Origin of the sequence: Mesorhizobium sp. Mes31, from assembly GCF_024519675.1 — a bacterium.
In the GTDB taxonomy this organism is placed as follows: Bacteria; Pseudomonadota; Alphaproteobacteria; order Rhizobiales; family Rhizobiaceae; genus Mesorhizobium.
The window spans coordinates 39799-51521 of record NZ_JALJRL010000022.1; the positions used below are offsets into that span (position 1 = coordinate 39799).

At 63.0% G+C, this 11723-nt stretch carries 10 protein-coding genes; 5 read left to right on the top strand and 5 right to left on the bottom strand.

The window, feature by feature from the left end; genetic code table 11:
* Positions 1 to 2: 2 nt before the first annotated feature.
* The 3 genes from NR193_RS27850 to NR193_RS27860 all read right to left on the bottom strand — a co-directional run bounded on the left by NR193_RS27850 (position 3) and on the right by NR193_RS27860 (position 3951).
* Entirely contained in the window at positions 3 to 1319 is a 1317-nt protein-coding gene (locus NR193_RS27850) for an NAD(P)H-dependent oxidoreductase (RefSeq protein WP_256753918.1), read from the bottom strand.
* A 174-nt stretch (positions 1320 to 1493) separates the two neighbouring features.
* On the bottom strand, positions 1494 to 2885 hold the full coding sequence (locus tag NR193_RS27855) for a multicopper oxidase family protein (protein WP_256753919.1): 1392 nt from the start codon (positions 2883 to 2885) through the stop codon (positions 1494 to 1496).
* A 247-nt stretch (positions 2886 to 3132) separates the two neighbouring features.
* Entirely contained in the window at positions 3133 to 3951 is an 819-nt protein-coding gene (locus NR193_RS27860; protein ID WP_256753920.1) for an alpha/beta fold hydrolase, read from the bottom strand.
* Between the two features lie 189 nt (positions 3952 to 4140).
* Here NR193_RS27860 and NR193_RS27865 point away from each other — a divergent pair, with 189 nt between their 5' ends.
* From NR193_RS27865 to NR193_RS27885, 5 genes are all read left to right on the top strand, one after another.
* A complete protein-coding gene (locus tag NR193_RS27865; RefSeq protein ID WP_256753921.1) occupies positions 4141 to 5394 on the top strand; it encodes an ABC transporter substrate-binding protein in 1254 nt (417 codons plus the stop codon).
* Between the two features lie 3 nt (positions 5395 to 5397).
* Positions 5398 to 6132 (top strand): ABC transporter ATP-binding protein, encoded by a 735-nt coding sequence (locus NR193_RS27870; protein WP_256753922.1) that lies wholly within the window; start codon positions 5398 to 5400, stop codon positions 6130 to 6132.
* Positions 6129 to 6842, top strand: coding sequence for an ABC transporter ATP-binding protein (locus NR193_RS27875; protein WP_256753923.1), 714 nt, complete (start codon positions 6129 to 6131; stop codon positions 6840 to 6842). The genes NR193_RS27870 and NR193_RS27875 overlap by 4 nt, the downstream gene beginning before the upstream one ends.
* Before the next feature lie 109 nt (positions 6843 to 6951).
* Positions 6952 to 7827 (top strand): branched-chain amino acid ABC transporter permease, encoded by an 876-nt coding sequence (locus tag NR193_RS27880; protein ID WP_256753924.1) that lies wholly within the window; start codon positions 6952 to 6954, stop codon positions 7825 to 7827.
* On the top strand, positions 7824 to 8858 hold the full coding sequence (locus NR193_RS27885) for a branched-chain amino acid ABC transporter permease (protein WP_256753925.1): 1035 nt from the start codon (positions 7824 to 7826) through the stop codon (positions 8856 to 8858). The genes NR193_RS27880 and NR193_RS27885 overlap by 4 nt, the downstream gene beginning before the upstream one ends.
* 24 nt (positions 8859 to 8882) lie before the next feature.
* On the opposite strand, the gene NR193_RS27890 is transcribed toward NR193_RS27885, so the two are convergent.
* Positions 8883 to 10199 carry a M20 family metallopeptidase gene (locus NR193_RS27890; RefSeq protein WP_256753926.1) on the bottom strand — a complete coding sequence of 439 codons (1317 nt, stop codon included), beginning with the start codon at positions 10197 to 10199 and terminating at the stop codon, positions 8883 to 8885.
* Positions 10200 to 10245: 46 nt separating this feature from the next.
* Positions 10246 to 11151: a MurR/RpiR family transcriptional regulator gene (locus NR193_RS27895; protein WP_256753927.1), complete on the bottom strand. Its 906-nt coding sequence runs from the start codon at positions 11149 to 11151 to the stop codon at positions 10246 to 10248.
* Between the last annotated feature and the right edge of the window lie 572 nt (positions 11152 to 11723).

Genomic DNA, 11723 nt, shown 5'->3' on the forward strand with positions numbered 1-11723 from the left:
CCTCAGTTCGCTCCGTACAGCATCGCGTCCTGCAGCCGGCGCAGAGCGAACAGTCGCGTCGTCTGGTCGGGTGCGGCATTGTCGGCGGTCAGCAATTCGCCTTTCATGACCGGTTTCAGCACCGTGCCGCCCTCGAGTAGGCCGACCGGCACGGCGCGCTGGGCGCGGGCTTCGCCGACGGTCATCGTCCAGGAGCGGTAGCAGGTTTCGCCGATCGCATCGAAGGTCTCGCCGGCGGCGAGATCGCGCTTGGCGACCGCGCACACTTCAGCCACCGGCCTCGGCAGCGGCACCATGTCGGGCTTGCCGAAAAGCACGACGCGGGCGGCGGTCAGCGGCACCTCCAGCGAGGTCAAATGATAGGGCCTGAAGAGGCTGTAGTAGGGTCCGTGGCCGATATGCAGATCGTCCATGCGCTCGATGATGCGCGGATGCGTCGCCTCGACGATGACGAAGACACCGGGCGCGACGCCCCTGCCGACCGTGTAGTCGACGACGCCCTTCTTCGTGAGCAGACCGCCATCCTCGCGCGGGATCAGCACCTTGGCGAGGTCGTCGCGGTCGGCCTTCGGCCCGTGCATGCCGGGCACATCAGGCACCAGCCCGGTGGCATTGGCGATGGCGCACATCTCGACCATGGTCTTGGAGCCGTCGACGAATTCGACCAGCATGCGCGGGTTCATGTTGCGGCGCAGCGCTTCCTCGCGATAGTCGTCCGGTACGGCATCGTGGTTGAGGGGGTTGTTCTTGCCCTTGCCGGCCGAGACGATGGTCAGCCCAAGCGCGGAGGCGAACTCGATCAGTTCCATGCAGCTTGACGGTTCGTCGCCGGCGCCGACCGAATAGACCACGCCAAGCCGGTCGGCCTGCTGCTTGAGATAGCAGCCGATGGTGACGTCGGCCTCGACATTCATCATCACCAGGTGCTTGCCGTGCTCCATCGCCATCAGGTCGAAATCGGCGGCGACGCCCGGCTTGCCGGTGGCGTCGATGACGACGTCGATCATCGGATTGGTCACCAGCAGCTCGTTGGAGGTGATGGCGATCTTGCCGCTCTCGATGGCGCCGGTGACTTTCGAGGCGGTGTCGGCTTCGACCGCCATGGCTTCATCACCATAGGCAATGCGGATGGCCGCGCGCGCGGTGTGCGGGCGCCGTGTCGAGACCGCGCAAACCGAAATGCCAGGCATCAGCATGCCTTGCGTGACCAGGTCGGTGCCCATCTCGCCTGAACCGATGACGCCAATGCGCACGGGACGGCCCTCGGCGGCACGCCTGGCGAGATCGCGGGCAAGCCCGGTCAGGGCGACATTGGTCATGCGGGAGCGTCCATGGTTCTTGATTTGGAGGCGGCAATAGCAGGGAATCGCCTCCTTTTGCCAACGAAACCGGCAGTCGGTGGCAATTTCTCGCCCGTCAAAGCAGGCGCAAACGCCCATGACTATGGCGGGCACACGAACCCATGCCAATCGTACGATCGGTCGAGCAAGGCGTTACACCACTCTGAAGTAGCTCGTCATTCCCGATTTCTGGTGCTCGATGATGTGGCAGTGCAGCAGCCAGTCGCCAGGACTGTCGGCGACGAAGCCCAGGCTCACCTTCTCGTTGGGCTGGATGAGATAGGTATCGGAAATCAGTGGCTGAACCGGGCGCGTCGAGGACGACAGCACCTTGAAGCTCATGCCGTGCAGATGCATCGGATGAGATTGCGGCGTCAGGTTCTCCATGTCGATGACATAGCTGCCTCCAAGCTTCAACTCGGCCAGGGGCGCGGTCGGATCCGATGTATCGCCTGACCATGGCACCTTGTTGATTGCCCAGAAGCTGTAGCCAAGTGAACCACAAATGCCGTCGCTCGGGATGTTTTCCGCCGTGGCGCTGAGCGCCAGGGGAATATGCTCGGCAGCGGTGAGATCCACTTCCTTCACCGGATTGACTTCCAGGGGCGCAACATCGCGAATGTCCCGCTTGAGCGAGCTTCCAGTTGCGCGCAGGGTCGCAAGCACCTTGGGCTTGGTGCCCCTGACGTCTCGCAGGCTCACGATAGCCCCCTCGTCGTCGGGCATGCGGATGGCGAGTTCCATGCGCTGACCGGGTCCAAGCAGCAAGGCATCGGGTGAAAAACGCTGCGGCACCGGATTGCCGTCCAGCGCCATGACTGTCGCCTCAGCGCCGTCGACGCGAAAGGCATAGATCCGCGTGACGTCGGTGATGGCGATCCGCAGCCGCACCAGGCCGCCAGCCGGCGCGTCATATTGCGGCTGATCGAGCCAGTTGGCCGTGCGCACCGTGCCGTATGTGCCGGTTCTGGCGGCATCGCGCGGCCGGAACTGCTCGATGAACTGGCCGTCGTCGCCGAGGCGCCAGTCGCGCAGATTGAGGACCACCTCGGAATCGAATTTCGGATCGCCCGGATTCTCGACCACGATCACGCCTGCCAGGCCATGACCTATCTGGGTCAGCGTGTTGCAATGCGGATGGTACCAGAAGGTGCCAGCGTCGGGCGGCGTGAACGCATAGTCGAAATGATCGCCGGTGTAGACGTAAGGCTGGACCAAGAACGGAACGCCGTCCATCTTGTTTGGAACGCGAATGCCGTGCCAGTGGATCGTCGTCGGATCGTCGATCGCGTTGACAAGGCGCGCGGCGAAGGGTTCGCCTTTTCTCATCCTGAGCACAGGAGGCATTCCGGCGTCGCCATAAGTCAGCACGTCCCTGGTCTGGCCGACATCCATCAGCTTCGCCTGGATCTTCCCTGTCCGCAGCACCACCGGCTCAGGGCCGGCGGCGGCCCAGCCGCCAAACTTCATGGCCGAGAGCCCGATCCCACTCGCTCCGGCGACCGCGGCAGTTTTCAAAAGTCCGCGGCGTGTGAGTACGGTCATTTAGCGCTCCAACTGCAAATACGGCTGCCCGGGGATTTATCGCCTTGGATCACGGGCAGGCAGCCAGCGCAGATGCGGATATTGGCACATCGTATCTTGATGATGCCATGCGACCCGATGACATTTGCTTGTGGCAGGGCGTGAGCCGCGATCGGGCCTGGTCGGAACCAGGCGCATATCAACCGGACGTGCGGCGCTTGGCGTCAGTGCAGTTTGGCCAGCAAGACTTGCAGGCTTTCCGACGATCCTACGCCCTGTCCACGCTCGCCAAGAAGCGGTCGAAGATCGGATCGAAGCGATCCGGCGAATCCCAGAACGGCGCATGGCCCGACTTGTCGAGTAGGTGGGTCCTGCCTTCCCACAGGTTGGAGAATTTCACCGCCGCGACGAAATCCGTGTTGACGAAAGGCTCGTCGATGCCGTTCAGCACGGCGATCGGCGGCGTCCTGGCGGCAACGATCTCGCGCTGGTTCCGGCCGCTGCCGGCCGCGAACTTCTCGAACATCAGGCGCCGTGCCCGCCCGTCGGTACGCGCGACCGTGTCGAGCAGAAACGACTCGAACGGCTCGCCGCAGGTGCTGCGCGCATAGGCCTCGACATCGGCGGCACTGAAGGTTTCCTGCCCGGCGAGGTGCATATGCGGGCTCGGCTTGAAGCCGTTGCCGACCTCCTCGGGCGCTACCGGCGGTGTGCCGGTGATCATCAGGCCGAGCAGGCCGGGAAAGCGGTCGATCATCTCAAGCCCGATATGGCCGCCGAGCGACCAGCCGAAGACGATGGCCTTGCCGACGCCGAGCAGCCCGAGCACTTCGGTCATGGCATCGGCATAACCTTCCATGCTGTAGGACCGCTCCGGATCGATCGCATCGCCGGATGCCCCGTGGCCCGGCAGATCAGGAGCGATCATGTGGTAGCGCCCGCCCAACGGGCTCTCGAACTGGTTGCGGAAAACGGCACCGGAAGACGAATTGCCGTGGATCAGCAGGACCGTGGTTCCTTTGCCGCCGGTCTCGCGAACGGCGATCCTGCCGTGGCTGGTTTCAAGGGTCTTCTGCGAGATCGTCATTGTCCGCTCCATCTGGAATTGCCTTGTTTTAAAGCAGTTGCGCAGCAAAGCGCCACTGCCTCCCGGTCCATCCAGGAACATTTTCCTGTCTGGCGGTCACTGAAAAATCCTTTTCAAATAAGAACATTTGTGCGTAGATTGTCAATTATCCAACTCCCGATGAACGGGAGGAAAACAGGGAACAGCATGATGAGACCGAAATCCGCAGGGAACAGAATCCGCCATATCCTGATGAGCACGACGCTGATCGGCGCGTTTGCCGTATCAGGCGCCCCCGCCTTCGCCGACGTCGTCAAGATCGGCTTGCTCGCACCGCTCACCGGCCCCGCCGCGGCGGACGGCCAGGAATTCCAGCGCGGCGTGCAGATGGCCATCGACGAAGCGAACGCGGCCGGCGGCGTTGCCGGCGACACGTTCGAACTGGTGGTCGGCGACGTCAAGGATCAATCCTCCGGCAATGTCACCAGCGCGGTCGAGCGGCTGCTTGGCGATCCGGGCGTGCACTTCATGCTGACCGGCTACGCCAGCCTGACGAATTTCGAGATCGACAACATGGCCGAAGCGGACATGCCCTATATGCTGGCGGCCACCTCCCAGCAGACCAGGGACATCATCGCGCCGAGCCCCGACAAATACATGTGCTGCTGGTCGCTGACGCCTTCCTTCGACGCCTACAACACCGACGTCACCCTGTTCGTCGAAAAGCTCGCGGCCGACGGCAAGATCACCTTGCCGACCAAGAAGGTCGCCATCATCTCGTCCGACAATGCATATTCGAAGACCATCTCCGAAGGCATGAAGAAGACCTTCAAGGAAAAGGGCTGGACCATCACCGTCGACGAAATCGTTCCCTTCGGCGAAGTGACCGACTGGCGTCCGATCCTTGCCAAGGTGCGCGAGAATGTTCCTGATGTCGTCATCAACACCGACTATCTGCCGGGCAATTCGGCATCCTTCCTGAACCAGTTCCTCGAGCAGCCGACCAAGAGCCTCGTCTTCCTGCAGTATGCGCCAAGCGTTCCGGAATTCGTCGAACTGACCGGCAAGAAATCGAACGGCGTCATCTACAATCTCCTGGGCGGAGCACTTACCACGCCGAAAAATCCGCGCGCGGACGAGGTGGCGGCCAAGTTCAAGGCAAAATACGGAGTCGAGAGCGGCACTTATGGCGTCGGCCTCTACGAAATGACCAATGTCTATTTCGATGCGGTCAAGAAAGCCGGCGGCGCATCCGACCATGCGGCGATCATGAAAGCGCTGTCGGAGACCGACAAGCAGGTCGCCGAGGGGCGGCTGAAATTCGATCCCGCCACCCACCTTGCGACGCAGGGTGACGACTATATCCCGATCACCTTCTTCCAGATCTGGGATGGCCAGCGCACGCTGATCTCTCCGGAGAAATACGCGACCGGCGCCTTCAAGCCCCAGCCCTGGATGCAATAGGGAATGGCACTGCTTGAACTGGACGACGTGTCGAAGGCCTTCGGCTCGCTGAAGGCCGTCGACGGCGTGTCGTTCAAGGTCGAGGCTGGCGAGATTTTCGGCATCGCCGGCCCGAACGGCAGCGGCAAGAGCACGCTGTTCAACATCATCACCGGCATCCCGTTCGGGCCCGACCGGGGCCGTATCCGCTTTGACGGAAGTGCGTTCAACGGCAGACCGGGGCACGTCATCGCGCGCCTCGGCCTTGCCCGCACGTTTCAGCGCGAGACCAGTTTCGACGGACTGACCGTGTTCGAGAACGCGCTGATCGGCGCCAGCTACGGCAAGCAGGAAAAGGCTGCGGCCGCCCGCAATGCCGCCGCCGAGGCGCTGGAGTTCGTCGGATTGGGGGCCGCGTCCTTCGGGCGGCTTGCCGGCGAGCTTTCCGTCTTCGAGCGCAAGTGCCTGATGCTTGCCACCGCGATCGCCATGCAGCCGCGCATGCTGCTGCTTGACGAACCGGCGTCGAGCCTGACCAAACCCGAGATCGAGACGTCGATCGGCCTGATCCGCCGCACCGCCGAACGCGGCATCACCATCCTTTTGATCGAACACGTGCTGACCTTCCTGATGAGCCTTTCGAAGCACCTGCTGGTGCTCAACAATGGCCGCGTCCTGGCTGCCGGCGAACCCGCCAGCGTGATCGCCGACCAGCGCGTCATCGAAGCCTATCTGGGAACAAGGAGGGCGGTGGCGTGAACCCCATCCTCACCGTCGAAGGCGTCACCGCCGGCTATGGCCGCGTCACCGTGCTGCACGATATTTCGCTGGAGGCCGGCCGGTTCGGCAATGTCGGCCTGTTCGGGCCCAACGGCCACGGCAAGACGACGTTGCTGCGCGCCATCTCCGGATTGCTGCAACCCCAAAGCGGCCGCATCCTGTTCGACGGACAGGATATTGTGGGCCACAGCGCACGCGCCATCGTTGGCGCCGGCCTGATCCATGTGCCGCAAGGCAACCGCCTGTTTCCCGACCTCACCATCGCCGACTGCATGGCGCTCGGTGCCTATTCGCCGCGTGCCCGCCCGCATGAGGCGGAGAATCGCGAGAAGGTGATCAAGCTGTTCCCGAAACTGGCGGAGCGCTGGCGCCAGCGGGTGCGCACGCTGTCGGGCGGCGAGCGCCAGATGGTGTCGATCGGCACGGCGCTGATGAGCCATCCGCGCCTGCTGATCCTCGACGAGCCCACGCTTGGTCTGGCGCCCAAGATCAAGGACGAACTCTGCGCCTCCGTGATGGACATTTCGCGCGGCGGCGTGCCGCTCATCGTCGTCGAGCAGGACATCGAGTTCCTGCTGGAGCTGACGCAGCAACTCTACCTCGTCAATCATGGCGCGGTGGCGACCGAGATCAAGCCGGGCGAAAGCCTCGACCACGGCGAGATCATGTCGATGTATTTTGGCCATTAGAGCAGGATGCATTCGAATTGAACCTGGCATCCCGCCCTGTTTGTTTTAGCCGCATTTCTGCGACGCCAGGCGATTCCGCCTGGCTGGAAAATGCTCAAGGAATCCGAACATGAGCGCATTGGCGGAAATCCTGTTCGGTGGCCTGTTCCAGGGCTCGCTCTACGCCATGATGGCGGTCGGGCTCGCCTTGGTCTGGACGACGATCGGCGTGTTCAATTTCAGCCATGGCGTGTTCATGATGCTGGGCGCCTACATCGCCTGGCAACTGGTCGAATTCGGCCTGCCGGCGGCCGTCGCTTTTCCTGTCGCCGTCGTCGTCATGGCCGGCGTCGGCTGGATCCTGCAGGCGAGCGTCGTGCGGCCGCTGATCGGCCGGCCCAACATCGTGCTGGTCGTCGTCATCACCACGCTGGCGGCCGGGTCGCTGATCGAGAATGGCGCCTTGACCATCTGGGGCCCGCGCTCGAAGCAGATCCCCGCCCTGATCGCCGGCAACGCCACCATCGGCGGTGTCGGCGTCTCCCTGCACCAGATCGCCATCATCGTCATCACGCCGCTGATCCTGGCGGCGCTGTGGATGTTCCTCAACCGCACGCGGCTCGGACTGGCGCTGCGCGCCGTGGCGCAGAACGAGGACGCCAGCCACCTGGTCGGCCTCAATGTCACCGCGCTCTATGGACTGGCCTTCGCCATCGCCGCTTCGCTCGCGGGGCTGGCCGGCATCTTCATGGGCGGCTATCGCTTCATGTCGCCGGTGATGGGCAGCGACCCACTGCTCAAGGCGCTGATCGTCGTCGTTTTCGGCGGCATATCGAGCATATCGGGACCGATCTTCGCCGCCTATCTGATCGGCTTCTTCGAGGCCGCCTGCAGCTACTATTTCGGCCTCTACTGGACGCCGGCACTGCTGTTCGGCGTGCTCATCCTGACCCTGATGGTGCGCCCCGAGGGGATTTTCGCCAGCCGTTCCCGAGGACTCGCATGACCGACACGACATCGCCGATCACGGCCAGCCACGCAGAGGCGGCAATCCCGATCGCTCCCGGCCGCACGCCGTGGAAACACGAAGCGGTGGGCTTCGTACTCGGCTTCGTGCTGCTGGCGCTGCTGCCGCTGATCTTTGGCGACACCTATCCCCGCCACATCCTGATCATGGCTTTCATCTATGCGATCGTCGCGTCGAACTGGGACCTGAGCCTCGGCTATGGCGGCGTCTTCAATTTCGGCCATCTGGCGCTGTTCGGCATCGGGGTCTATGCCTACAGCCTGCTGACCAAGCTGGCCGAATTCGACCCGTGGATCGCGCTATTTGCCAGCGGTGTCATCGCCACGCTGGCGGCGATCCTGGTGACCATTCCGATCCTGCGGCTGAAAGGTATCTACATCATCCTGGTCACCTTCGGCTTCGCGCAACTGGTCATGCAGGTGATCATCAGCCAGTCCGACATCACCGGTGGCACGCAGGGCCTGGTCCGTATTCCTGGACTCTATGTGTTCGACCACAACATGGTCCGCGACGGCAAGTTCGCCTATTTCTATATCGCGTTGGCCCTGTTGGTGGCGAGTACGCTGTTCCTGCGCGTGTTCGTGCGCTCGCGCGCCGGCGCCAGCATCGTCGCATTGCGCGACAACGAGGAATACGCCATCAGCCGCGGTGTATCGATCGTGCGCCAGCGCATGCTGACGCTTGCCGCGAGCGCCTTCTTCACCGGCATCGCCGGCGCTTTCTATGCCGCCTACCAGCGCAATGCATCGATCGACGTGTTCGGCATGAGCCTGGCGACCATCATCCTGTCGATGGTGCTGCTTGGCGGCACCAGCACCATATACGGCGCCATCATCGCCTCTTTCGTGCTGACGATCTTCGCCGAGTGGATGGCCGATTTCGGGGCGTGGCGCCCGATGATCACCGCGGTGCTGATCATCGGTGTGATGCTGGCCTATCCGAGCGGGCTGGCCGGGATGATCAAGTCCGCCTGGAACGGGACCGCCGGGCGCCTTGGGCGCACGGCCTGATCGTTTCGAAACGGCGGCTCCGCTTCAGCGGACGCCGCACCAGTCGATGACCGACGCCGCGATCACCTTCGCGGTCTCGACGACCGAATCGACCTCGACATATTCGTCGGATCCGTGGAAGCCGTCGCCCGACGGGCCGAAGATGACGCCGTCGACCCCAGCGCCCGCATAGTGCGCGGCATCGCACACGGCGACAAAGCCGCGTGCCTGCGGCGCCTTGCCGACCATGGCCTTGCGCTTCATAAGCGACGTCACCAACGGGTGGTCCACGGGCGTGTTCATCGGTGGGAAATACAGGCCGCCGAGCTCCCACTGGATGGTCGGCGGGTTGTCGCGCAGCCAGGCATCGGTCTGCGCGAAATGATGGACGAAGGTCTCGAAGTCGCGGCGATAGTCGGCCGAATTCTCGTCCGGCAGGAATTTCATGTCGAGGTCGAGCACCGCGACATCGGGGATGATGGCCGGGTTGGTCATCACGGTCGGCAGGCCGTGCTCGCCAAGGCCGGTGCCGCCATGCATGACGCCGATGTTGATGGTGTTCATACCGAGCGGCAAGAGCGGGTGGGATTTCGCGCGCGTCCGGTCCAGCTCATACTGGCGGACAGCGGCAATGAAGCGGGCGGCGATCTCGATCGCGTTGACGCCAGGCTCCAGGCGGTCCTTGTCGTGGCGCTGCGGGTAGATTTCGTTGTAGCGCAGCGCCGAATGGGCGTTGCGGCCACGGATCGTCACCCGCGCCCATTCCAGCCCGCCCTCAACCGGCAGGACATCACCCCAGGTCGGTTCGGCGACGAGCACCGCCTTGGCGAGCTTGCCCTTCTTCACCGCCTCCATGGCGCCGAAGCCACCGGCCTCCTCGTCGACGACGGAATGGATTGCCAACCGGCCGCGGAGCGTGATGCCCGCCTTGCGGATCGCGTGCGCGGCGGCGATACAAGCGGCGACACCGCCCTTCATGTCGACGGCACCGCGGCCATAGAGGCGTCCATTCGTGATCTCGCCGCCGAACGGATCGACAGACCAGTCCTTCATCGCGCCGACCGGGACGACATCGATATGCCCGCACAGGATCAGGCTGCGATCCTCATCGCCCGCCCATTCGCCGACCAGGTTGGGCCGGCCGGGCAAGGCATCCCATTGTTCGGTGCGGAAGCCATCCTGCTTGAGGATCGGTTCGAGCAATGCCTGGACATCGGCCTCGCGGTTGATCGCCGGATTGGGCTCGAACTTGGGATTGACCGACGGGATGCGGACCATGTCGCGGGTCAGCCCGACCAGCCAGTCGCGATCAGTCTCGATCTGTGCCTGCACGGCGGCGATGATGGTTTGGTTGTCAGGCATTGCCGGTTCCCTTGTTGCATCGCGACGGCGCCAGGCCGCATCGACGCTATCTCCTTGTAGTTTTTGGTTTGGCGGCGTCATCCGCCAGTGGCGACTCCGCGGCATCGAGCGTGACCGCATTGGCGCTGCGGATCTTCTCGATATCCTCGATGCGCTTGCGGACCCCGGCGCCATGGCCTTCCAGCGCATGGGCAAAGACGGTTTCCATCTGGGCGACCGCGGTTGCCAGCGTGTCGAACGGCGAGTTGGCGTCAATCGCCGCGACCATGGTCAGGTCGGCGATCTCTGCTATCGGCGACAGCCACACATCCGTGAACAGCAAAATGGAGACACCACGTTCGTGTGCCTGCTGGGCAAAGCGCACCACATCCGACTGGTAGCGCCGGTAATCGAACACGACGAGAAGATCGCGTTTGCCAAGGTCGATCAACAGGTCGAAATCGGCGGGGCTCAACGAACCGATGTCGCGCACACCGGAACGGAATTGCAGGAGGTAGCCCGCAAGCATGGACGCGATATGCCGGCTGAAGCGGCCACCGAGCAGCACGACCTGACCCCTGGTCTCAAGCAGCATATTGACGGCGCGGGTGTAAGCCTGCAACGGCACCGCGGTGCGCGTGCGCTCCAGACTGTCGGAAACCGAATGGAAATAGGCGAGCGCCGTGCCTTCGCTGGAGCCGCCCGGGCGCTTGGCTTCCATCATCAAAAGCGGCGAATGCAGCCTCGATTCGACTTCGGTGAGCAAACGCGCCTGGAAGTCGGCAAACCCGACATAGCCAAGCTTGGTCATCAGGCGCGTCACGCTGGGGTCGCTGACGCCGGCGCGTCGTGCCAGCCTGGTCGCCGTGCCAAGTCCCGACATGGGATAGTCGGCAAGGAGAACCTGAACAATCTTCGCTTCCGCCGAGGTGAACGCCAAGGTCGTATTGGCCAGTTCTTCGCGGATCGACATGGTCCTCGCCTATCGCTGACGGAAAGGCAATTACATTACAATTTCATGGAAGATTGTCAAATTTGGAAAATATCTTACAGGGAGGCGTATCCTGCGGCAAACATTCCCTGGATCGATTGCCATGCGTAGGGCCGCTCCGGGCAAAACGCATTCGCGTGCCGGACCGAACGGATGTGTTCGATGGTTTGTGGACGAGTTTGGCGAGGCGCCCGGGAAGCGGAAGGCGAAGACCCAGCTGCGCCATCGCATCATTTCTTATTATTTTAGAATCAGCTAACTTTATGCAGCGGCGGGACCCCAACCCCGCCGGGGCCGGCGCTCGATGGAGTACCCAAATCCCGAGGGCGTCGGCCGCATCTGGCCGCGCGGCTATATCCCCGAACCTCGGTATTGTACGGCTTCCTTCCACAATGTCAGGGCCGTTGTTGGCGAGCGGCCCTTCACTTGAATATCTCGACCTCTGTACTTTCCGGCAGCAATCCACACTGTCTTCGAGCGCTGGTATATGGTGACGCCTCGTGCAGTCGCGCGAGCGCACAGCTCTGGATCATTTCGATACATTAATGCCACCC